Raw genomic sequence first — 22,838 nt, forward strand, 5'->3', positions numbered from 1 at the left:
GGGTGACATCATCACCGGCTTTAACGGAGCGAGCGTCAAGGACGTGCGCCAATTGCAGCGCCTGGTCGGGGAGACCCCCATCGGCAAAAAGGTCGAAATCACCCTGTACCGCGACGGCAGAGAGCTCAAGGTTTTAGTCACCACGGCCCCGGCGGAGAGCGCCCCGGTGCAGTCGCAGATGCAAAGACCCGAGCGCGAGGCAGGATTGCTCGGACTCTCCGTCGAGGAACTGGGCCCCGAAATGCGGCGGCGCGGCATCACCGGTGTCGTGGTAAGCGACCTCGAACCCGGCGGCATCGCCGAGGAGAGCGGCATCCAGCGCGGCGACGTGATCGTGTCGGTGAACCAGAAGAAAGTCCGTAACCTCGCGGAGTACCAAAAGGCGATGAAGGACGCGAACAACCGGGGTGCGGTGGCGCTCCTGGTGAGACGCGGAAACGCGAACATCTATTTCGCCTTAAAATTAAGATAGAATCTTGATTGAAAACTGCGTATAGTGTCCCCTGATATTTGACCGCCAGGGAGTGATCGATGAGTCTCATAGAAAACCAGGATCAGGCCAGAAGGCTGGCCAGGGCCATCGTATCGGATGTCGCCCTTTACAACCGCGAGAAGGTTGAGCAGGGAATAAAGGAAGATAACATCTTCGAGCTCCTCAACGACCAACTGGCAGAAGGAAGGGAACACTTCCAGTCCCGGGTGAGCAAAGAACTGGCGGAATCCAACATCTTCGATATAGCCGTGGTCGACGTACTGATAAAGCGGGCAGGGAAGATCGAATCCAACATCTGGTAAGCAGTACAACTTCAACACTAGACAGGTCCCGGGCGCGCTTCCTTTCAGAAACGCGCCCGCGCTTTTTTTACGGGAGTGCCCTCTCCCAGGAGAACCCAACGTAGATGGAACCCATTGAACTCATCTTCCCCTGTGGCGCCGACCCCGAACGGCTGGACAGCTTCATTTCCCGCAGCGTCGCCGAACTTACCCGCTCCGCCGCCCTCAGGCTCATCGAAACCGGCCATGCCACGGTGAACGGGCAACAGCAAAAGCCATCGCTCAAGCTCAAGGGGGGCGAGACGGTCACCGTGACCATCCCGCCGCCGGCACCCGCCCAACCGCAACCGGAAGAGATCCCGCTCGAAATCCTTTACGAGGACAGCGACATCGTCGTGGTGAACAAGGGGGCGGGAATGGTCGTGCATCCCGGTGCGGGCAACGCCGAGGGAACGCTTGTGAACGCGCTGCTGGCCCACTGCAAGGACCTCTCGGGAATCGGGGGGGAGTTGCGGCCGGGCATCGTACACCGCATCGACAAGGACACCTCGGGAACCCTGGTGGTCGCCAAGAGCGATCGGGCCCACAACGGCCTCGCCGACCAGTTCAAGGTGCACAGCATCAAGCGGATCTACCTCGCGCTGGTGTACGGTAGCCCCAAGGAGGAGAGGGGACGCATCGAGTCCGTGATCGGACGCCACCCCGTGGAGCGCAAGAAGATGTCGGGCACGGCACGGCACGGCAAGAACGCCATCACCCACTGGCGCGTCGAGGCGCGGTACCCCGGCATCACCCTGGTGCGCCTGAAGCTGGAGACCGGGCGCACGCACCAGATCAGGGTGCACCTCTCCGAGGCGGGACACCCGCTTTTGGCCGACGAGGTCTACGGCGGCGGCAGCCGGCTGTCCCAGTTGAAGGACCCTGTACTCAAGCAGATGATCAGGGCGATGGGGCGCCAGGCACTGCACGCCAAGACCCTCGGTTTCCTCCACCCGGTCACTGGAGAGTACTTGGAGTTCGACACGGAGCTCCCCCCCGACATGGCCGGCATCATCGACTACCTGGAAGAGAAAAACAGGGGCTAGGGACCGGGGCCTGGGGCTGGAAAATCCGCCCCCCCCCAACCATAGCCACCCCCCATATACACAAGAGGTGTCATTCATGGAAATGCAGAAAGCAGGAAAGATCCAGTACCTGAAACCGCGGCTCGCCGCAGGCGGCGCCGTCGCCGGCTTCACCACGCGCCACGAAGGTGTGTCGCGCCCCCCATACAACTCGCTGAACCTGGGGAGCAACACCCTGGACTCCTCGCACAACGTCGAAGGGAACCGCAGCCTGCTCGCCCGCAGCCTGGGCGCGACCCTGGACCGCTTCCTCACCGTGAGCCAGGTGCACGGGACCGACCTCCTGGTGATCGACGCACCCAACCCGGAACTGTCCCACTTCCTGAAACTGGAGTGCGACGGGATCGTCACCAACCAGCCCGGCATCATGATCGCCGTCTGCGTCGCAGACTGCGTCCCCATCCTGCTGCACGACCCGGTGCAGAACGTGGTGGCCGCGCTCCACGCCGGGTGGCAGGGAACCGCGGGCAACATCGGCGCCAAGGGCGTCGAGGCGCTGGTGAACCTGTTCGGCTGCAACAAGAAGAACATCCGTGCCGCGATCGGTCCCCACATCGGGGCCTGCTGCTACGAGGTGGACGCCCCGGTACGCGACGCCTTCAAGCAGGCAGGCATGGCCTGGGATCTCTGCGCCACCGCGCAGGGGGAAGGGAAGTGGATGCTCGACCTGGGCAAGGCCAACCGCCAGCTGCTCCTGGACGCCGGTCTTAGCGCCGACCAGATCCAGGTGAGCGAGCACTGCGTCTGCTGCAACCAGGAACTCTTCTTCTCCTACCGCCGCGACGAAGGGGACACCGGCAGGCAGGTGGGCTTCATCATGCTGGAAGGGGAGCAATAACTGTAGCGCTCCGGCCGAGCTTCTGGTATAAGACGGCGGAGAGTTAGAATCCTTTACAGGAGGCTTCAACAGATGAGGATCTTGTTCAGACTTGCCCTGCTCATGGTGGCGACCGGCGCCCTTTTCGGCTGCGCCCACAACTACTACAACATCCCCCAGGACACCCTCGAGAAGAGGGTGCGCACCATCGGGGTGGCCCCCTTCTTCACCGACGCGGAGAGCGACATCAGGCACCCGGAGAAGGCGTCGATCGTTTCCATCGTGCGCAGCTACAACCTGAAGAACGAGAAGGAACTGATCGCGAGGATCAGGAGCACCGGCATATTCTACGCCGTGCGCCCTGTTACGGCGGAACCGGACCGGCTCTTCAGCTCCCTGGTCTGGAACCGCGAGAAACGCGACGACGCCCGCATCGTCTACAACAAGTACTTCTTCAAAAAGGACGACCTGAAACAACTCATGACCGAGAACGGCCTGGACGCCGTCCTGTTCGTGACGGTGAGCGGCCTGACCAAGCCGGGGAAGGTCTTCTCGAGCAACTTCCTTTCCTACCTCGAGACGGACTTCAACTACCTCACCATGTCCGCGGTGATGCTGGACAGGGAAGGGAACACCATCTGGGAATACCCGAACTTCCGGCGTGAGTCGCCGTCCTACCAGATGTTCTTCTCGCTGCAGTACCCGGATTTCGACGAGGCGGCGGCGAACCTGACGGAGAAGGTCGACGTGAAGTTCAAGACGGTGGCCGGCGTGAACGCCGCCTTCGCCAAGAGCGAGCCCTCATCCGTCGCCAACGCCCCCGAGGTCTCCACCCTGTACGTAAAACAGTTCGACGAGATGCTCGCGCTGCTGCAGACCTACAAGCCGCTCTTCGGCGCCAAGGAGAAGGAAAAGGAGACCCTGCCCGCTCCGGTGAGCGCACCGGTCTACTACACTCCGCCGGCCGCCGCCGCTCCTATCGCTCCACCCCCTGCCGCTCCTGTTTCGGCAGCCCCGCAGGGTGTGGCGCCTGCAGCACCGGCAGCACCGGTTCCCCAACCGGCAGCACCTGCTGCACCGGCCGGTCCGCCCCCCATCACCTCGGGCGATATCGTCCCGGAACAGCCCCCCGCTAGGTAACGGCGGACAACAAAAAGGCGGCGCCCGAGATCAACTCTCGGCGCCGCCTTCTTTATTCAGCACCCGCACGCGGCCTTAACTACAACTCTTCGAAATCCTCCGGGTCCTCCGGGCTTTCGTCCTCCCCCTCCGCCTCTTCCTCGTCGTCGTAGTCCTCCTCGACAACACGCTTCAGAAATTCCTTGTTGCTTTCTATGAGCCTCCGGATCTCACCGGCGAGTTCGTCGAGATCTTCGTGTTCCACGGGTTACGCCTCCCCTCCCTTGCGCAGCAAGGCCTTGCGATACAGCTCAAGATACTTGTGCACCGAGTTCTGCCAGGAATAGTCGCTGCTCATGCCGCGGCGCATCAGCTTCTTCCAGAACGCCTTGTCCTGGTATGCGGTCAGCGCCCGGTTCATGGCCTCCCAGAGCGCCTCCGCGCTGTACTCGTCGAAGACGAAACCGTTGGGCGCCTTGTCGTTGTCCCGGGGATCGAAGACGCTGTCGGCGAGCCCGCCGGTCCTGCGCACCACCGGGACGGTGCCGTAGCGCATGGCGATCAGCTGCCCCAGCCCGCACGGCTCGAAGAAGGAAGGCATCAGGAACATGTCGCTTCCGGCGTAGATCTTGGGGGCCAGGGAATGGTCGAAGCCGCTGGCGAAGGCGATGTTACGGGCGCCGGAGGCCTTGATGTCGTTGAAGGCCTTCACGTAGCGCTCCTCGCCGTTGCCCAGCAAAACGAGCTGCATCGGGGCCTTGGCGATCATCGGCAGGAGCTCCGCGATCAGGTCGAACCCCTTCTGGGCCACCATGCGCGAGACCATGCCGAAGACCGGGACCTCCGGGGCGCTGGCAAGCCCCATGAGCCGCTGCAGCCCGATCTTGTCGACCATCTTCCCCGAGAGGGAGGCATGGCTGTAGTTCTTCATGATCTCCCGGTCCATGGCGGGGTTCCATTCCTCGTAGTCGAGCCCGTTGAGGATGCCGACCAGGTCGTCCTTTCTGGTCTGCAGCACACCGTGCAGGCCGCATCCCATCTCCGGCGTCCGGATCTCGCGGCAGTAGGCCTCGGAGACGGTGGTCACCAGGTCGGCGGTGAGGATGCCCCCCTTCAGGAGGTTCACCTTGCCGTAGAATTCCAGCCCGTCGATGTTGAAGCACTCCCTGGAGAGCCCCATGGTCGGGAGCTCCTCCTTGGGGAAGAGCCCCTGGTAGGCCAGGTTGTGAATGGTGAAGATGACCCCGGTCCTTGCGAAGAAGGGATCGTTCTTCCTCTCGTGCTTCAGGTAATGGGGGATCAGCGCGGTCTGCCAATCGTGGCAGTGGATGATGTCCGGCCGGAAGTCCATCTTCTTCAACAGCTCGAGGACGCAGCGGCAGAAGAAGGAGAAGCGTTGGGCGTTGTCGGGATAATCGCCGCTGGGGGTGCCGTAGAGTTCTTCACGGGCGAAGTACTCCTTGTTCTCGATGAGGTAAACCGGGATCTCCCCGAGCGAAGCCTGGCGCAGGAACCCCTTCTTCTCGACGCCGTCCACCATGACCGACGCGCTCTTGCGTCCCTTGCGGACCGCCATCCCCCCCCGCTCGACCACCGAGTAGAAGGGCATCATGATCCTCACGTCATGACCGAGCGTTTTAAGAGTCTTCGGGAGTGCGCCGGCGACATCCGCCAGACCTCCGGTCTTGGCGAAGGGAGTGACCTCTGACGCAACAAACAAAATCTTCATGTAAAACCTCTAACACCCTGGAATTATAGGCACATTCTAGATTAAGACTGCCCGCGGGTAAAGTTTTTTTGCAAAAGAAAAATTTAAGATGGGTCGGGCTCCAAGGAGGGAAGGTCCTTGAGCGCCCCCTGCTCCATCCCGAGACAGGGTCCCGCATAGGCGAGGGGGAGCGGCGCCTCGGTCGGCCAGCGGCCGAGCAGATTCGCCCCGCGGGAGTGGGTAAGGTAGCAGCAGAGCCTGTCCCCGGGGGCGAGCCGCAGGGCCGAGAGCGGGATGCGCAGCTGCGCGCTGCGGTCGACCCAGTAGCGCCCCACCCCCCCCGGAAGGCTGCCACCGCCCCTCCTTCAGAAGCTGAAGTTCCCCCTCGCCGTCCCCGGCCTGCATCTCGATGCGGTATTCGCGCCCCCCCATTAGGTGCAGGGAGAGGCGGTCGCCTGGCTGCAGCAGCTTCTCCAGCGACTGTGCTCCGTCGATCCTGAAATAGAAGTAGTCCAGATCATAGCCGTAGTAAAACGATTGCAACCCCGTCTCAGCGGCGTGCATCGCCCCCCCCTGCCGGGTCAGATCGTACAATCCCGCCGCGAGCCACTCGAAGTAGTCGTCGGCGGCCGCGTTCAAGCATGGTGTGATCAGCCGTGCCGGCCCCCGGACGAAGCCGGCGGGACGCTGCTTCTTGATCGGCTCGAGCAGCTCCCCGGGGACCTCCAGTGCCAGCAGCTGGTACACGTTGATCAGGTGGCTGCGGAACAGCAGATCGAAGTGGCCGGAGTGGGGGGAGAAATGATCGTCGCCGTACCACCAGAACCAGTCGCTCCCCTGTGCGGCGTAGAGGGCCTTGCAGGCACGCCGGGCCGACTCGTCGCTGCTGGTCCCCCCGGAGAGAAGCTGTGCCACCTCGGGGCTCTTGTGGACCGCGGCCTCCCTCGCCTTGGCGAGGTATTCCCACCCCAGGTTCTCCTCGGGATGCCCGATCCAGATGCCGTAGTCGGCGTTGATCCAGGAGCCGGGATGCACGTGCCGCAGCACCCGCCGCTCCGAGACCCGCTCCAGCACCTCCGAGAAGGTGGCGGGCTCCACTCCCGGTGTCTGCGCCAGCGCAGCGTATAGCCTTGAGAGGAAGGGAAGCCCGTTGTCGTGGTAGTGCTCCCAGGCGTTCTCCCCGTCCAGAATCACCGGCACCACGCGGGGGGAACGGCACTGCTGCCGGATCTCCTTGACCCGCCCCACGAAGTCCGTGACGGCACGCTCCGCCTCCCACTGGGAATAGGTGAAGCCGATCTGGTCCGAGAGCACCTGGTCCCGGAAGAACAGGGCGATCTCCTCTCCCCCCTGCTGGAACAGATAGGGGTGGTAGAGCGCTTCCCGCTCCCCCCCCAACCCTGCAGGAAGGGTCTGGGCCAGCACCCGCTCGTCGGAGGCGGTCCAGCAGAGCCCCTCCCGGGACATGATCCCGAGTGCCTCGTCGCTCACCGACCCCTCCGGGGGCCACATCCCGCGCGGCCTGAAGCCGAACAACCTCTCGAAGCTCTCGATGCCGTGGGCCACCTGCCCCCGCGCGTCCTCCGGGTAGCGGATGTCGATCTTGGGCAGCTTCGCAGCGGGGAGCGCCACCCGCGCTATGCGCGAGTCGCACAAAAGCGGCAGTATCGGGTGAAAATACGGGGTCACCGAAAGCTCGACCTTCCCCTCCTGGTGCAGCCTGCGGTACAGCGGGATGATCTCGGAGATCAGCTCGCGCTGGGTGTCGAACAGCAGGGCCTTGTCCGCGGCATCAAACCCCTGTCCCTTGCGGATCAGTTCGCCGAACACGGGGAAGCGCCGGCGGGCCGCCACCCCGGTCCAGGCGAGGTAGAACCAGACCTGCAGGTCGAGCAGGTCCCGCTCCCCGAAGAGTGCCACCCGTGATGCGGCCGTCCCGGGGGCGCCGTCCCCCGCCATCCAGTACAGCTCCAGGTAGCGCGGGTAGGGCTCGATCATGCGCCGCTTGTTGGCGGAGAAGAAGTTCTCCAGGAGAAAGAGCCGCTCCGCGTGGTCCAGGTCGGCCGGGGCCTTCCGCGCGAGGCAGAGATAGGGGTCGACCGCCTCCCCCGAGGCGTAGTCGAGGATCTGCTCCAAAAGCGAGGGGACCAGGTTGAAGACCACCTTGGCACCGGGGCTCTCAGCGACGATGGCCGGCATGTCGTAGTAGTCCTTCACCGCATGGAGGTAGGCCCAGGGGAGCAGGTACTCCCCCCGGACCGGATCCTTGTAGAAGGGCTGGTGCATGTGCCAAAGCAGCGTGAGGTACAGTGGTTCGCTCATCCTATCCCCTTGACGCGGCCCAAGCCGCGGCGCCCGCTACTGGGCCAGCTCCTTCTTCCAGCGCTGCACCTTCTGCATGTAATCCTCCAGAAGCTTCTGCGCCGTCTTCGGGTCCTTTGCCTCGGCCACCACGTGGATCACCGGCTGGTACTGGTCGGGGAGCACCAGCACCCAGTCGTTGCCGAAGGAGACCTTGATGCCGTCGATGAAGGAGGCCTCCTTGTCCAGGCTGTCTTCGCTCATCTTGCGCATGACCCCCCCCTTCTTCTCCCAGACGCAGGGGACCTTCCCCTGCAGGAAGGAACTCTTGGGGACATCCTTCAAGACGCGGGACAGCGGCACCCCGGCGGCGCTGGAGAGCTCGATGGTCTTGGCGATGGTGAACATGCCGTCGAAGGCGGCCTGGAACTTGGGGAAGGCGAAGCGCCCGGTCATGGAGCCGGCCATGACCACCTCGGATGAGATGGCCGCCTCGATCATGGAGCGGTCCATGCTCTTGGTACGGCGCACCGAGCTGCCGTTCTCGTTGGCGATCTCCTCGATCACCGAGGGGGCCGACACCGGGACCGCGAAGGCGCCCCTGGAGCCGCTCTTCAGCATGAGCGACGTCATGAGTGCAAGGAACTCCTCCGGCTGGTAGATCTTGCCGGTCTCGTCCACCAGCACCACCTCCTCGACCGTGGGGTCGAGCCAGAATCCGGCCCGCGCCTCCAGCGTCATAACGATCTTGGCCAGCTGCTGCAGGGAGTTCGGCTTCTCGTCCACCGTCTTCGAACCGCGCTGCTCGTCCAGGTAGGTGTTGAGCCCGATCACCTCGCACCCCAGGTCATTCAGGATCTGGGGGAGGATCTGGCCGGCCGGCGAGTGGTTGAAGTCGACCACCACCTTGGCCTTGGAACTCCTGATGAGCTGCTGGTCCAGCCCCCTGAAGAACCCCTCGCGATAGAAATCCATCACCTGCGGCAGCTCGGTGATCCCCCCCGGCTCCATGTGGTGCGCGCGCCGGAAGTTCTCCTTGTAGAAAATGCGCTCGATGTTCTTACCCATGGAGGAGGAGAAGTCGAGTCCGTCCGCGTCCAGAAAGACGATCTCGGTGGTGGCGGGGTCCTCGAGCGACTGGCGAAAGTGCACCCCCCCCACCTCGCCGAAGGTGCGCAGCTTGTAGCGCAACACCGGCAGCGATACCATCCTGATGTCGCGCACGTTGACGCCGGCGGAGAGGATCCCCCCCAGGAAGCTCCGTTTCAGCATGCGCGAGGAGAGGGTCGTGTCGCGGCCGACCAGGACGTGGCTCCCCTTGGGGAGGGAGGTGCCGTAGGCGCAGCCAAGTTTCGCGACGAACTCGGGGGTGAGCTCGATGTTGGTGAGCCCCTTGATCATCTCCCCCTCGAACAGGGACTTCTTCCAGCGCTCCCCCCAGATCAGGTTGCCGGTGACGGTGGAGCCTGCCTCGATAAGCTTTCTGGGCCAGATCTTCACGTCCCGCTTGATGTAGCTTTCCTCGCCGATGGCGGTGTCATCCGCTATCACTCCTCCCTCTTCCATCACGGTCGCGGTGCCGACGCTCACGTTGTTGCAGATGACGCAGTCGTTGATCTTGGCTCCCTTCTTGATGTAGGCGTTGTCCCAGACCACCGCCCGGGTCAGCTTGACCCCCGGCTCGATGATGCAGTTGCGGCCGATCACGCTGTCCTTGATCTCCGCCCCCCCCTGGATCTGGGAGTTGTCCCCCACGACGACCGTCCCCTCCACCACGGTCCCCTCGCCCAGCCTCACGTCCACCCCGACCCGCAGGTCGACCCCCGCCATCTCCCGCCGGGGCTCGTCCACCTTGACGCTCACCTTCCCCTTGAGAATGTCGTGGTGCGCCTCGCGATAGGAATCGGTGTTGCCGATGTCTCTCCAGTACCCTTTGACCGGGAAGCCGAACAGCGGCGCCTTCTTCTTCAAAAGGAGCGGGAACAGGTCCTGGGAGAAGTCGAAGTTCTCACCCTCCGGGATGTACTTGAAGATCTCCGGCTCGAGGACGTAGATGCCGGTGTTGATGGTATCGGATATCACCTCGCCCCACCCCGGCTTCTCCAGGAACTGGGTGATGCGCTTCTCCTTGTCCGTGATCACCACGCCGAACTGCAGCGGGTCCTTGACCGAGGTGAGGGTGATGGTGGCCAAAGCCTTGTTCGCCTGGTGGAAGTCGATCACCTTCTGCAGGTTGAAATCGGTCAGCAGGTCGCCGCTGATGATCAGGAAGCGCTCGTCCAGGTATTTTTCGGCGCACTTCACCGCGCCGGCCGTGCCCATATCCTCCAGGGGCGTCACGTAGGTGATCCTCACCCCCAGGTCGGCGCCGTCGCGGAAGAAGTTCTTGATCACGCTGGGCTGGTGGTACAGGAGCATGACCAGATCGGTGACGCCGTATTTCTTCAGCAGTTCGACGATGTGCAGCATGATCGGACGGTTCATAAGCGGAACCATCGGCTTCGGGATGTTGCAGGTAAGCGGTTGCATCCGGGTACCAAAACCACCCGCCATAATCACTGCCTTCATAGTTGCAGCCTCCAAAATCAGATTGAGATTAAGACTAAGATTAAACCTGGGACTGAGATCAAGGACGGCCGGGGCCTGACCAAGTTTTCATACCTAAAAACTTAGTCTTTATCTCAATCTTTATCTGCCTTTCAGACGTACGTGCCCCGCTGCCGCTTGGCGAGGACCCGGGCGATCTCGTCCTTCAGCTCCCGCATATCGCTCGACTTCACCACGTAGCCGTCGGCCAGCCAGGCCGAGAAGTCGTCCTTGTAACAGGAAAAGGCGGTGCAAAGGATCACCGGAATGGTGTGGCGCTCCTTGACGATGCGCTGCAAAAGCTCGATGCCGCTTTCGTTCTTCAGCTTTATGTCGATCACGGCAAGGTCGAAGCTTTCCGACTCCAGCTTCTCCACCGCCTCCAGGGCGCTGCCGGCCGTCACCACCTGGTACCCCTCGTCGCTCAGCTCCTGCGCGTACAGCAGCCTGATATTCGCCTCGTCGTCAACCACCAGCAGTTTTGCCATTTCAGATGTTCTCCTTTCTGGTCAAGAGCCTGATGCTGTACGTGTTGCCGCCCCCGGGACGGCTCAGTATCGATAAAGAATTTCCCTGCCTCTCCAGGATGGACTTGCACAGCGAAAGCCCCACCCCCTCCCCGAGCTCCTGGGTCTGGAAAAACGGGGCGGTGAGCGCCTCCTGCGCGGTCTGGGTGAGCGACTTGCCGTCGTCGCTTATGCGCAACAGCACCCCGTCGCCGTCCAAAACGCTCTCGATGCGCAGTTCCCCCCCCGGCTCCATTGCCGCAAGCGCCGTGGTCGTGATGGTCTTCAGGCAGTAGCTGATCTGCTTGTAGTCGATGCGCACCATGGGGAGCTCCGGGGCGAGCTCCATCCGGGAGCGCACCCCCGCCTGTTCCAGCGCCCCCTCCAGCTCGCCCATCGCCTTCCCCACCAGCTCGTTCAGATCCCAGAAGTCGGTGACCGGGAACAGAGACTCGGAGTAATCCAGCACCTCGCTCAGAACATCCTCAAGCTGCCGGGTCTCGCGCACGATCGACTCCAGGAAGCCGCGCTTCTCGTCCTTTTCCGGGGTCGCCTTCAAAAGGGTCCTGGCGAAGCCACCGATGACCATGAGCGGGTTCCTGATGGAGTGGGCGATGCTCGAGGTGATCTTACCCACCAGCGCCATCTTCTCCATCTTCACGATCAGCTCCTGCTGCTCGCGCAGCTTCACGTTGGCGGCCTTCTGTTTGGCCACCTCCTCCTGCAGACGCTCGTAAAGGGAGGCACGCTCCAGCGCGAAGGCGACCGGGAAGGCGAAGGTCTCCAAGGACTGCATGTCCTGCAGGGTGATCGGCTTGTGCGTTATGCAGTTGTCGGCAATGATGACGCCGATGCGGCGGTTCCTGGAGATGAGCGGCATGACCAGGAAGGTGTCGACCCCGAGGATGCGGGCCAGGCCACGGTCCAGGTCGGGGTTGTTGAGCGCGTTCTCCACGAGGATCGGCTTTTTGCCCGTGAGGGCCCGGTTGAAGATGTGCCCCTGGTCGGCCAGGGGGACGGTGAGCTGGTTCAGGATGTCGTGGAACTTCACCTTCTCCGAGCTCAGCTTGGTCTTCTGGAAATCCCGCGCCAGCTGCCTCAGGGTGAAGTTGCTGCGGCCGATGTCCTCCCAGGTGCGCCAGGCCTCCTCGTAGTCCCTGGGCCCGACGCCCAGGTAACCGCGGATGTGGCGCCGGTCCTTGTCCGTCATCAGCAAAAAGGCGCGGTTCATGCCGAACCCCTTGCCGGCGGTGATGGCGGTCATGGCTATGGAAAGGACCTCGTCCAGGTCGAGCGAGGTCTGCAGCACGAGGCCTACCTCGCGCAGGAACTTGATCTCGCGGGTCTTGCTGTTCAAAAAACTCAGCATGGCCCCCATCTGGGTCTTTTGTTCCTGGAACTCGGTCAGTATGTACGGAAGTACGTCCGAAAGCGGGTAACCCGCCCCCTTCATGCGGGCCAGGTCGTTCTTGAAGCGGGGGCACTCAACGCACTTCTCCACGATCCTGCGGCGCTGGGAAACCAACAGGTCTTCTTCCCCCTCGCCTATGTACGGGCAATTCTCGGGCTCGATCTGATCCCTACTCCAACAGCATTCCCAATCCAAGCTCCCTCCGGATGCAGCTCATTTATATGACAGGACGAAACGGCAAAAGTATAGCAGCCACTTCGGCCAAAGCAAGTGCAATCGGCCAATTTAGTTGAAAATATTAATTAACAATTTGGTTTCAATTGGTTGCGCCCCCCGCACGTCGACGTGGAGGTGCAGGTGGCGCAAGCGTTGGCGTGGTGCGACGCGAAAAGGAGTCCGAATTCGGGAGACGGGGCGACGGAAAAAGGGGAGAGGGTACCATTAACAGAAAGGGCCCCGCGGTCTTAACCTGGGGCCCTTATATCCATCTCTATTGGGTTCTGCGCGGGGTCTACTTCCCGGCTATCATCTTCAGCTTCTCCATCTGCATGATGGTCACCTTGTTGCCGTCCAACTCGATGACCCCCTCGTCCTTCATCTTCTTGAAGGTGCGGGAGAGGGTTTCGCTGACCGTGCCCAGGCGCGAGGCGAGTTCGCCCTTGCGCATGTCCAGCTCCAGGTAGGTCTTCCCCTGGTAGCTGGTGCTCTTGCGACCGGCAAGGTCCAGGAGGTAGGAGGCGAGCCGGGACGGGGCGTCGGCGAAGGAGAGCTCCTCGATCTGCCGGGCGAAGCGCCGCAGCAAAAGCGAGAGCGAGGCGATCAGGTTCATGGAGAAGCGCGGGTTGCGCTCCAAGAGCCCCATGAAGGAGCCGCGCGGGAAGAAGATGACCTCTCCCCTCTCCACGCCGCGCGCCTCGGCGGGGTACTTGCCGTCCCCGAAGAAGGCGGCCTCGGCGAAGGTCTCCACCGGGTGCACCATGTGCAGCACCTTCTCGCGCCCGTCGGGCGAGATCTTGCAGAGCTTCAACGCACCCGAGGCGAGCAGGTAGAACCCTTCCGCCTTCTCCCCCTCGGTGAACAGCGTCTCCCCCTTGGCGAAGGGGCGCCGTACCGCGATCTCGGCGAGCTCGACCAGGTACTCCTCTTCCAGACCCGAAAACAGCAGCGCTTTCCTGATGATGTCTTTGTTTTCCATGCCCACCTTTGTACCCAAAATGAAAACGGAGGTCAAGGGGTAGTTGACTCTGTCCCTCCTTTACTTCCCCAGCCATCTCATGTAAGATCGGCAGTTCATGAAAAAGACCCTGTACCGCTACATTTTCAACGAGATACCCCCCCCTTTCCTGGTAGGCATGGTGACCTTCACCTTCGTCCTCCTGATGGGGCGTTTCCTGAGGTTGGCCGAGATGGTGGTCGAGAAGGGGGTCCCCTTCACCGACGTCCTGCGCATGGTGAGCTACCTGCTCCCCTCCTTCTGGCTCTTCACCATCCCGATGGCCCTGCTCCTCTCCATACTGCTCGCCTTCGGGCGCCTCTCCGGCGACAGCGAGGTGACCGCCATGAAGAGCTGCGGCATCAGCCTGTACGGACTGCTCCCCCCGCCCCTGCTCTTCTCCGCGCTGGCGACCCTGGGCTGCCTCTGGGTCACGATTTACGCCGTCCCCTGGGGCAATAGCTCCTTCAAGAAGCTGATGATGGACATAGCCCAGAGCAGCGCCGGCGTCTCCATCAAGGAGAAGGTCTTCAACAACGCCTTCCCGGACATGGTGATCTACGCCGACGGGCTGGACGCCAAGGCCCAGAATATGACGGGGGTGATCGTCCACGACGAGCGCGACCCCAAGACCCCCACCACCATCTTCGCGGCCACCGGCTCGCTCTTCTCCGACCCGCGCAGCCACTCGATGGAGTTCCAGCTCAAAAACGGCTCGATCCACCGCAGCGAGGAAGGCGCCGGATACCGGATGGTCCAGTTCCAGGAGTACATCCTGCGGGTGGCCCTGACCGACCCCGCCCCCAAGGGGCCCAAGAAGGCGAGCGAGATGACCATCGAGGAACTGCGCCACCCTCCTGCGGGGGCCCCCAAGAAGGACGTGCTGGCGCGCCGCCTGGAGCTGCACAGCCGGCTGGCCCTTCCCTTTTCCTGCATCGTGTTCACCTTCGTGGGGGTGCCGCTTGGGATCCAGAACCGCCGTTCCGGCAAGGCCTCCGGCTTCTCGCTCAGCATTGCCGTGATCCTCTGCTACTACATCGCCCTTTCCGGCTTCGACACCCTGGGTGAGAAGTCCATCCTGCCGCCGCTCCTCTCCGGCTGGGGGCCGAACCTGTTGTTCCTGCTGGGCGGAGGCTACCTGTTCATGAAAACTTCGGCGGAGGAACCACTGCCGCTGACCGCGCTGTACCAGCGAGCCAAGGAAGCGGTCCAGGCCCGTGTTCCGAAGGGGGCGAAGGGATGAGGATCCTGACCCGCTACGTGGCCAAGGCGTACCTTAGGATGCTGGGGCTTTGCCTCGGTTCCTTCGTCACCATCTACCTCGTGGTCGATTTCATGGAGAAGATCGGCCGTTTCACCCGCACGGGCGCCTCGTGGAAACACCTGGCCCTGTTCTTCATCACCAAGGTCCCGGAGATGATCAACGATTCAGCGCCGCTTGCGGTGCTGATGGCGACCCTGCTCACACTGGGCGCCTTCTCGCTCAGCTCCGAGCTTACCGCCATGCGCAGTTGCGGCGTCAGCCTGGTGCGCATAAGCGCCCCCATCCTCGCCATCTCCTTGCTGATGAGCCTGGTGGTCCTGATGCTTGGGGAGTTCGTGATCCCGAAGAGTTACGCCCAGCGCCTCTACATCCAGGAGGTGCTGATCCAGAAAAAGAGTCCCTCCATGTACTTCCGTCAGCACAACATCTGGTACCGGGAAGGGGAGACCGTGCTGCGGGCGAGCCTGTTCGAGCCGAGCCAGAACCAGCTCAAGGGGGTGACGCTCTGGGAGGTGCAGCCAAAGACCGGTCTGCCGCTCCGGCGGGCGGACGCCTCCCTCGGACAGCTGGGGCCGGGCGGCTGGAGCTTCCAACAGGTGACGGTGCGGGATTTCCGGGACGGCGAGGTGGTCCAGACCCGGAAGTACCCGGAACTGGCGCTTCCCCTGAAACTGAAGCCGGCCGACCTGAAGGTGCTGGGAAAATACTCGGACAGCATGACCCTGCGGCAGCTCAACAGCTACTGCAAGAAGATCCAGGCCGGTGGATACGACGCCACCCGCTACATCACCCAGTTCCACAGCAGGATCTCGCTCCCCTTCGGCTGCGCCGTCATGGCCTTTTTAGGCATCCCTTTCGCCTTGCGCGGCGGGAGGTCGAGCGGCATCGCATTCGGCGTGGGGCTCTCGATCGGGGTCGGTTTTCTTTACGTGATCATCAACTCCGTCATCATCTCGGTCGGGCAGGTCGGCCTGCTCCCCCCCATGGTCGCCGCCTGGGCCACCAACTTCATCTTCCTGGCCGCGGGGGGGTGGCTCGCTCTTACTATTGACAACTGATCGGCCAGGGCCGAAAATGGCTCCCGGCCTTCAGGCTGCCGATATCACATGAAGCTTCTCGGGAGGGAGTCCCATGCCCCGCAACTTCGCCATAACCTTGCTGCTTCTTCTGCTCTGCGCCGCAGTGGCGCCCGCCCAGCAGACACCCCCCCCGGCGGCTGACTCCGGCCGGCAGGCACCGCTGGGCGTACTGAGCATCCTCCCCGCCCAGGGCGAGCCGGGAACGACGGTGACCCTGAACGGTACCGGGTTCACCTCCGCCACCCGCGTCGTGCTCGGGAGCCGCGAGATCCCGGCCCAGGCGGTGGGGGGGCGCATCATGACCTTCGAAATCCCCGAGCTCCCCCCGGGCGCCTACGCCCTGTTCCTGAAACGGGAGGACGGCGCCACCACCCGCCCCTTCAACTTCGTGCTGCAGGCGCAGAAGCCGGTCGTCTCCTCCCTCATCCCCGACACGGTCACCAGCTGCGCCACCGGCAGGGAACGCGAGGTGCTGGTCAACGGGGCCAACTTCAGAAACGGCACCCGCGTCATACTGGACGGCGCCGTGGTCACCACCCGCTTCATCTCCCCGGTCATGCTCGCCTTCACCACACCGACGCTCCCCGCGGGGATGCACCAGGTCCAGGTGAGAAACCCGGCCGATGCCCTCTCCACGGCGCTGGCGCTCTTCATCGACGCAAAACCCGAGATAGCGAACGTGTCAGTGGGGAGGGAATTCGTGAACTACTACGAATTGATCGTGAGCGGGAGGAACTTCCAGCAGAATTCGGTGCTGGTCGTGGACGGCAAGAGGCTCGCCACAGGGAAACAGCTGGTGGGCGAGAGGGAGCAGCTCGTGTACGGCGGTTGCAACCAGATCACCTACCTGAGGTTCCCCTACGACCCGACCCTTAAGGAGATCACCCTGCAGGTGGTGAACCAAAACGGCGAGGAAAGCGCCCTCTTCACCATCAGCGCCCCCTGACCCGCTAGTCGACCGGCTCCTCGAGCACCACGAGGTAGCCGTCGGGATCGAAGCACCAGAGCTCCCACGTGCCGTAGGGCTTGCGCTCCAGGGGGTAGAGAATCTCCAGGTCCTCTTCCAGAAGCTCCTGGTAGATCTCCTCGATCCCCTCGACCACGAGGTGCAGCGTCATACCCACCCCGCGCGGGAAACCCTCCAGGCGCGCCTGCAGTATGGGGTGCAGCTGCCCCACCGCCGCATCCTCCACGAAGATGACCTGACACAACTCGGTCTCCAGGAGCAGGTGCTCCGGCGCCCCCAGCACGGTGACCGGGCGCTGCAGCGGCAGCCCGAGAATCCCCGCATAAAAGGCCTCGGTGGTCCCGAGGTCGGACACGCAGAGCTGGATGGTGAGCGCGATCTCCTCCACGGACTCCCCCCGACGTACCTACTCGCCGAACCAGGCGCTGGTGTACCTGCTGATCAGCACCATCGAGTTGGTGAAGATCAGGATCCCCACCACGACCATGAACCCTCCGGTGATGATCTCGAAAAGCCGTATATGCCGCTTGAAGCGGCGGAAGAAGAGCAGGAACTGGTGCAGCGCGAGGGAGGCGATGAAGAACGGTATGGCGAGCCCCATCGAGTAGGACAAAAGGAGCCAGACCCCGCGCCCTTCCGTGGCGGCGACGGCCAGGATGGTGGCGAGGATCGGTCCGATGCAGGGGGTCCAGCCGGCGGCGAAGACCACCCCCACCACGAAACTCCCCAGGTAGCCCGCCGGCTTGCGATGCAGGGTCAGCTTCTTCTCCCCGAGCAGCATGGTGATGTCGAACAGTCCCGAGACGTGGATACCGAAGATGACGATCAGTATCCCCCCCACGCGCCGGATGGCCGTCTTGTGCTCGTGCAGGAAATCCCCGACCAGGGTGGCCGAGGCGCCCAGGAGGACGAAGACGCAGGTGAAGCCGGCGATGAAGAGCAGGGAGTGGATGATGGTCTGCTGCCGCACCTTGTGGCTTGGGTGTTCGGCGTTCAGGTCGGCGAAGGAAAGCCCGGTGATGTAGGTGATGTAGGAGGGGATGAGCGGCAGCACGCAAGGGGAGAGAAACGACAGCAGCCCCGCCACGAAAGCGCCGATCATGCTGATGTTGTTCGTTTCCATACTTTCCTCCTGGCGTTTAGCGGTTGCGCCCCAGCGACTTCAGGGGCGATTACGGTATCACTTGTCGGCCATCAGCTGCTGCAGGGCCTGCATCACCTCGGGATGGCTCCAGTCCAGCCCCCCCACCACCTTCTTCCTGATCACCCCCTTGGGATCGACCACGAAGGTCTCGGGGACGCCGGTGGTGCCGTAGCGCCTGGCGACCTGGCCGTCGGTGTCGAGCAGGGCGGGGAGCGTGACGCCGCCGCGCTTGAAGAAATCCTCGACGGCGGTCTTGCCCCCCTCATCGATGGAAACCGCCAGCATCTGGAAGTTCTTGCCCTGCATCGCCTGGTTTAGCTTCACCATGGACGGGATCTCCTCGCGGCAGGGGGGGCACCAGGTGGCCCAGAAGTTGACCAGCACCAGTTTACCCTTCAGGGTGGAGAGCTGCACCGGCTTACCGGAGAGGTCCTTCAGGGTGAAATCCGGGGCGGGATTTCCCTCCACGGCAGGTGCCTCGGCTGCTTTCTTTGCGCACCCCGCGGCGGCCAGCGCAGCTATCAGCAGCAAGGCTGCGATCAAACGTTTCATCATTTCCTCCCCGGTTGCGAGATATTGTACTTTTCCATCCTGTAGATCAGGGTGTGGCGCGGGATGCGCAGGAAGCGCGCCGCGGCGGTCTGGTTCCAGTCGCAGCGGTTGAGCGCCTCCAGGACCACCTCCATCTCGAGCTGTTCCAGCGAATAACCGCCGGCGGGGAGCCTGAGCACCCCCCCCTCGGGAGCAGGTGCCGCGGCCGCGATCTTGGCGGGGAGTTCGTCCACCCCGATCTGGTCCCCCTCGCGCATGATGAGCAGGCGCTCCACCGTGTTCTCCAGCTCGCGCACGTTTCCCGGCCAGGCATACTCCTGCAGCCTCTGCAGCGCCTCCTTCGAGAACGTCACCGCTTCGGCGCCGAACTTGCCGCAGAAATAGCGGATCAAAAGCGGCACGTCCTCCACCCTTTCGCGCAGCGGCGGGAGCTGGACCGGGATCACCGAGAGCCGGTAGTAGAGGTCCTCGCGGAACTTCCCTTCCGCGATCCAGCGCTCGAGGTCGGCGTTGGTAGCCGCCACCACCCTGAGATCGATCTTCTGCAGCGAGGTCCCCCCCACCGGTTCGACCACCCGCTCCTGCAAGACCCGCAACAGCTTCGGCTGCAATTCGAGGGGGAGATCCCCCACCTCGTCCAGGAAGATGGTGCCGCCGTCTGCGAGCTGGAACTTCCCTTCCTTGTCACGGATGGCGCCGGTGAAGGCGCCCTTGACGTGGCCGAAGAGTTCGCTCTCGAGGAGATCCCTCGGTATGGCGGCGCAATTGACCGCCACGAAGGGAGCGGCCCGGCGGGAACTGCCGGAATGGATCGCCCGCGCCACCAGTTCCTTGCCGGTCCCGGATTCCCCGGTGATCAGGACGGTCGCTTCGGTATCCGCCACCTTGCGCACCACGGAAAAAACCCCCTCCATGGCGCGGGAGGTGCCCACGATGCTCTTGAATTCGGTGCGGCCGGAAAGCTCCTCCTTGAGCAGGCGGTTCTCTTCGGAGAGCCCCTGCAACTGGAGCCCCTTCAGCACGGTGACCTTCAGTTCTTCCCTGTTGAAGGGCTTGGTGAGGTAATGAAAGGCACCGAGCTTCATCGCCTCGACGGCGGTGTCGATGGCGCCGAAGGCGGTCAGGACGATGACCACGGTCGAGGGGGCACGCTCCTTGACCGTGGAGAGGACCTCGAACCCGGTGATCCCCGGCATCTTCAGGTCGGTGATCACAAGTTGGGGGGACTTCTCCTCGAAAAGCTGCAGACCCGTCGAGCCGTCGGCGGCGGTGTAGACGTCGTACCCTTCCTGCTGCAGGTTGTACTCGAGCACGCGTCTGAGCGAGCTGTCGTCATCTATGATCAGTATCTTTGGGGGCATGGTTTCCCGGATGAGGACGAAAGGGGTCGTATAAGGAGACAGGTAAATTTTTAACCGATTTACCGAACGAGGGCAACCCTTTTTATAATGAGCCCAATCTCGCGGCACCCGGCTCTGCCGGGCGGCGAAGACCGAAGGCGCGAGCGATGCGGGTCGCGGAGGCAGCCGATTGCGGATTAGCAGCGGGCCCCACATGAGAAGAGCTGATGGTGCCAGAGGGAAGCAAGAAAGGAAGCGGGAGGGGAAATCGAGGGAAAAAGGGGACGGCTGGCGCCGCTGGAACCGGGCGGTGCCACAATTGGCCCGGCATCGGCGCCGGGCGGGGTCTGCGCCACGGAACCGTGTACGCTAGGTGCGACGCCCCCGGGGTCTGCGGGGCCCGCCGAAGTAGCTTTGGGTCAGTTCCCGGGTGCCGACGGCCAGAGGCAGCAGGTCTTCGTGCCGTTTCAGCGTCTCCGGCAGCGAGGGGCCGTCGGTGATGATGAAATCGTCCTCGCCCAGGCAGGTCTTGGCGAAGAAGCGCCCGGCGGCGCTGCAGAAGATGTTTATGCTAAAAAGCTCTCCGTTCACTTCCAGTTCAGACGAGTGCAACAGCATTTCTTCGTCCACATCTCCCCCCGGAACCCATAACACTAAATATGAAGACATGGATCTAACAGCAAGAAATGCACCAAGGGGAGGGAAGCCCGGGCGTAACGGGATAGGAAATGCGGAAAGCCCCATCCTTCTTGAAGAAAACAAATGAGCGCCGAATAACTGGCGCTCATTAAGGATAGGAGAAAAGGAGTAGAGTCTGCTTTTTCCCGAAATTTTGGCGTCAAAGCCGCTAAATGGCGGGAAGGGATCCCGGGGCGGTTATTTGACCCGGGTAACCACGTAGTCGGCAAGGTCGGCAAGGGCCTCCCTGGCGACCGAGGCCGGGAATTTCTCCAGGTGCTTCTTGCAAAGGGCGACATGCTCCCCGGCCGAGGCGACGGTGTGCTCGATGCCGCCGTAGCGTTGCACCAAGGCCAGCACCTGGCCGAAGTCCTCGTCCGAGAGCAGGTCCTTCTCCACGACCGAAGCGATGAAATCGCGCTCCGCCTCGCTGCACTGCTTCAGGGTATGGATCAAGGGCAGCGTGATCTTCCCCTCCTCGAGGTCATGCCCGATGCTCTTGCCGAACTGCTCCTCGCTGGCGGTGTAGTCCAGGGTGTCGTCCATGAGCTGGAAGGCGATGCCGAGGTCCATGCCGTAGTCCGCAACCGCCTGCCTGAGTTCCGGATCAACGCCGCCGAGGATGGCGCCGACCTCACAGGCCGCCGACAGCAGGATGGCGGTCTTGCTGCGCACCACTTCGATGTAGCGCTCCACGGTGATCTCCAGGTCACTGGTGCAGACCAGTTGCAGCACTTCCCCTTCCGCGATCATGGTGGTGGCGTCGGCGAGTACCTTGAGGATGCCCAAGTCGCCGTCGGTCACCATGAGCGAGAAGGACTTGGAGAAGAGGAAGTCGCCGACGAGAACCGAGGCTTCGTTCCCCCAGAGGGTGTTGGCGGAGGCCAGGCCGCGGCGCAGGTTGGCGTTGTCCACAACGTCGTCATGCAAAAGGGTGGCGGTGTGGATGAATTCCACCACGCTGGCAAGCGGCACGCTGCGGCTCCCCTGGTAGCCACAGAGCTTGGCCGCCAGAAGCACCAGCGCCGGGCGTATCCTCTTCCCGCCGCTGGAAAGCACGTACTCGCCCACCTTGCGAATGAGCGGGACATCCGACTGCAGATCCTTCTTGAACTGCAGTTCCACGTTTTTGAGATCTTCCCCGATCAGGGCAAGCGCTGCATCCATAATAAGGCCTCGGTTCTGCGACTCGCACTAGGGCTGTCTTACACTTAGAAAATATTAACGGCACGAAATCGCGCCGTTTTTTTGCACCAGCCGGGCTGGAAATTTTAATGGGAAACGACGCAGCACTCTAACAAATCCGTATTCATTATTCAAGGCATTTCGTCTGCAAAGATGAGGCGGAAGCAGGGAAAACGGGCGGGGAGGGAGGTGCGGAGACGGCGAAGAAAGGGCGGGACCGGGACGGTCCCGCCCCTTCGTTCAGGCTGCGCGCTGTTCCTGGTTCACCAGGCCGCAGAGCTTCATTTCCTTTTCGAGTTTCGCCTTGGTCAACCCCAAGGCCCGGCACATTTTCTCCCGGTTACAGCCGTAGCGCTCCATGGCCATGAGCAGCAGCGCCTTCCTGAGTGAGACCGAGAGTTTGTCCATGACGTGCTCCTTCGAGGTCGCCGAGATCAGGGCGAAAAACGGTTGCAGGCTTCTCTGGAAGAGCTGTGCGCTCTCGTCGACGTGCATTTTGCTGTCCTTGTTCATGTTTCTCACCCTCATCAAGTTGGATGCGATCTCGTCCATATCCTCGTTCACCAGCCGCCAGACATCCGGATCGTAGGCCACGGTCAACACCACGGCGACACGTTGCGCGTCAGAAGGCTGTTGCCGTTTGACCAGCACCACCTCCATCGCGCCGAACCCGTCTCCCGCCGTACAGGCCCCTCTATGATTGCTAACCATGTCCCACCTCCCAGTCGCGGTATCGAATCAGGAGCCCGGACCGCGCTCCCTGTTCTTCTTGATGGCACCCTTTCCGATTCAACTGCCGTACCAATTCCGCGGGCCGACGCCTTGGTGCGCCAAGTGCCGGATTCTGCGCGACTCCACCCCCGAGGCGGCAACGGCCGCCCCGGCGCTCTGCTGAAAACCTTGTTCACATGTTGCACATCGACCACTCCGGCTGTGCAATATAATACCTCGCGTGGGAGGTCCCTCCCCCCCCAAGCGCCGCCCGCCCTCGTACTTGAATAAAATTTAATCTGTGTTATCATGCCCCGACACACATGAGAACGAAGCGGGCAACACCCTAATCAAAGCAG

General features: G+C 62.7%; 22 protein-coding genes (1 of these 22 cut by a window edge). 8 read left to right on the top strand and 14 right to left on the bottom strand.

The genetic code is table 11. From position 1 onward, the window contains the following. The 5 genes from KP003_RS16140 to KP003_RS16160 form a co-directional block, all read left to right on the top strand. Positions 1 to 472 carry the 3' portion of a DegQ family serine endoprotease gene (locus KP003_RS16140; protein WP_216789188.1) on the top strand. 962 nt of this gene lie to the left of the window's left edge, so the window shows 472 of its 1,434 coding nt (coding positions 963-1,434); its start codon lies beyond the left edge, outside the window; the stop codon is at positions 470 to 472. A gap of 59 nt (positions 473 to 531) precedes the next feature. Continuing rightward, positions 532 to 795 carry a hypothetical protein gene (locus KP003_RS16145; protein WP_216497702.1) on the top strand — a complete coding sequence of 88 codons (264 nt, stop codon included), beginning with the start codon at positions 532 to 534 and terminating at the stop codon, positions 793 to 795. Positions 796 to 899: 104 nt separating this feature from the next. Then, positions 900 to 1,859, top strand: coding sequence for an RluA family pseudouridine synthase (locus KP003_RS16150; RefSeq protein WP_216497701.1), 960 nt, complete (start codon positions 900 to 902; stop codon positions 1,857 to 1,859). A 76-nt stretch (positions 1,860 to 1,935) separates the two neighbouring features. Further along, positions 1,936 to 2,736 (top strand): peptidoglycan editing factor PgeF, encoded by an 801-nt coding sequence (pgeF, locus tag KP003_RS16155; RefSeq protein ID WP_216497700.1) that lies wholly within the window; start codon positions 1,936 to 1,938, stop codon positions 2,734 to 2,736. Positions 2,737 to 2,808: 72 nt separating this feature from the next. Then, positions 2,809 to 3,855, top strand: a complete 1,047-nt coding sequence (locus KP003_RS16160) for a hypothetical protein (RefSeq protein ID WP_217299896.1) — start codon at positions 2,809 to 2,811, stop codon at positions 3,853 to 3,855. A gap of 79 nt (positions 3,856 to 3,934) precedes the next feature. On the opposite strand, the gene KP003_RS16165 is transcribed toward KP003_RS16160, so the two are convergent. From KP003_RS16165 to KP003_RS16195, 7 genes are all read right to left on the bottom strand, one after another. Continuing rightward, positions 3,935 to 4,099 carry a hypothetical protein gene (locus KP003_RS16165; RefSeq protein WP_216497698.1) on the bottom strand — a complete coding sequence of 55 codons (165 nt, stop codon included), beginning with the start codon at positions 4,097 to 4,099 and terminating at the stop codon, positions 3,935 to 3,937. Between the two features lie 3 nt (positions 4,100 to 4,102). Next, positions 4,103 to 5,563 carry a glycogen synthase GlgA gene (gene glgA / locus KP003_RS16170; RefSeq protein ID WP_216497697.1) on the bottom strand — a complete coding sequence of 487 codons (1,461 nt, stop codon included), beginning with the start codon at positions 5,561 to 5,563 and terminating at the stop codon, positions 4,103 to 4,105. 36 nt (positions 5,564 to 5,599) lie between these two features. Then, positions 5,600 to 7,864, bottom strand: coding sequence for a glycoside hydrolase family 57 protein (locus tag KP003_RS16175; RefSeq protein ID WP_302467700.1), 2,265 nt, complete (start codon positions 7,862 to 7,864; stop codon positions 5,600 to 5,602). Positions 7,865 to 7,900: 36 nt separating this feature from the next. Beyond that, the gene (locus KP003_RS16180; protein ID WP_217299897.1) at positions 7,901 to 10,411 is read right to left on the bottom strand and encodes a mannose-1-phosphate guanyltransferase; all 2,511 of its coding nucleotides are present in this window, start codon (positions 10,409 to 10,411) and stop codon (positions 7,901 to 7,903) included. Positions 10,412 to 10,542: 131 nt separating this feature from the next. Further along, positions 10,543 to 10,917 (bottom strand): response regulator, encoded by a 375-nt coding sequence (locus KP003_RS16185; protein WP_216497694.1) that lies wholly within the window; start codon positions 10,915 to 10,917, stop codon positions 10,543 to 10,545. Position 10,918: 1 nt separating this feature from the next. Beyond that, positions 10,919 to 12,541, bottom strand: a complete 1,623-nt coding sequence (locus KP003_RS16190; protein WP_216497693.1) for a GAF domain-containing sensor histidine kinase — start codon at positions 12,539 to 12,541, stop codon at positions 10,919 to 10,921. 316 nt (positions 12,542 to 12,857) lie between these two features. Further along, positions 12,858 to 13,541, bottom strand: a complete 684-nt coding sequence (locus KP003_RS16195) for a Crp/Fnr family transcriptional regulator (protein ID WP_217299898.1) — start codon at positions 13,539 to 13,541, stop codon at positions 12,858 to 12,860. Between the two features lie 97 nt (positions 13,542 to 13,638). Between KP003_RS16195 and lptF the strand changes: the two genes are divergently transcribed. From lptF to KP003_RS16210, 3 genes are all read left to right on the top strand, one after another. Then, positions 13,639 to 14,802, top strand: a complete 1,164-nt coding sequence (gene lptF / locus KP003_RS16200) for an LPS export ABC transporter permease LptF (protein WP_216497691.1) — start codon at positions 13,639 to 13,641, stop codon at positions 14,800 to 14,802. After that, complete coding sequence (lptG, locus tag KP003_RS16205) at positions 14,799 to 15,881, top strand: LPS export ABC transporter permease LptG (RefSeq protein ID WP_216497690.1); 1,083 nt, start codon at positions 14,799 to 14,801, stop codon at positions 15,879 to 15,881. Before lptF ends, lptG begins: the two co-directional genes overlap by 4 nt. A gap of 73 nt (positions 15,882 to 15,954) precedes the next feature. Further along, complete coding sequence (locus KP003_RS16210) at positions 15,955 to 16,848, top strand: choice-of-anchor Z repeating domain-containing protein (RefSeq protein ID WP_216497689.1); 894 nt, start codon at positions 15,955 to 15,957, stop codon at positions 16,846 to 16,848. Positions 16,849 to 16,852: 4 nt separating this feature from the next. On the opposite strand, the gene KP003_RS16215 is transcribed toward KP003_RS16210, so the two are convergent. The 7 genes from KP003_RS16215 to KP003_RS16245 form a co-directional block, all read right to left on the bottom strand. After that, positions 16,853 to 17,257 carry a VOC family protein gene (locus tag KP003_RS16215; protein WP_216497688.1) on the bottom strand — a complete coding sequence of 135 codons (405 nt, stop codon included), beginning with the start codon at positions 17,255 to 17,257 and terminating at the stop codon, positions 16,853 to 16,855. Between the two features lie 18 nt (positions 17,258 to 17,275). After that, positions 17,276 to 17,992, bottom strand: coding sequence for a cytochrome c biogenesis CcdA family protein (locus tag KP003_RS16220; RefSeq protein ID WP_216497687.1), 717 nt, complete (start codon positions 17,990 to 17,992; stop codon positions 17,276 to 17,278). 57 nt (positions 17,993 to 18,049) lie between these two features. Further along, positions 18,050 to 18,565, bottom strand: a complete 516-nt coding sequence (locus KP003_RS16225) for a TlpA disulfide reductase family protein (RefSeq protein WP_216497686.1) — start codon at positions 18,563 to 18,565, stop codon at positions 18,050 to 18,052. Beyond that, entirely contained in the window at positions 18,565 to 19,926 is a 1,362-nt protein-coding gene (locus KP003_RS16230) for a sigma-54-dependent transcriptional regulator (RefSeq protein ID WP_216497685.1), read from the bottom strand. Before KP003_RS16230 ends, KP003_RS16225 begins: the two co-directional genes overlap by 1 nt. A 348-nt stretch (positions 19,927 to 20,274) precedes the next feature. Next, entirely contained in the window at positions 20,275 to 20,535 is a 261-nt protein-coding gene (locus KP003_RS16235; RefSeq protein WP_239027563.1) for a hypothetical protein, read from the bottom strand. A gap of 246 nt (positions 20,536 to 20,781) precedes the next feature. Beyond that, entirely contained in the window at positions 20,782 to 21,750 is a 969-nt protein-coding gene (locus tag KP003_RS16240) for a polyprenyl synthetase family protein (RefSeq protein ID WP_216497684.1), read from the bottom strand. Positions 21,751 to 22,008: 258 nt separating this feature from the next. After that, a complete protein-coding gene (locus tag KP003_RS16245) occupies positions 22,009 to 22,479 on the bottom strand; it encodes a hypothetical protein (RefSeq protein ID WP_217299899.1) in 471 nt (156 codons plus the stop codon). Between the last annotated feature and the right edge of the window lie 359 nt (positions 22,480 to 22,838).

Origin of the sequence: Geomonas diazotrophica (assembly GCF_019063885.1) — a bacterium.
In the GTDB taxonomy this organism is placed as follows: Bacteria; Desulfobacterota; Desulfuromonadia; order Geobacterales; family Geobacteraceae; genus Geomonas; species Geomonas diazotrophica.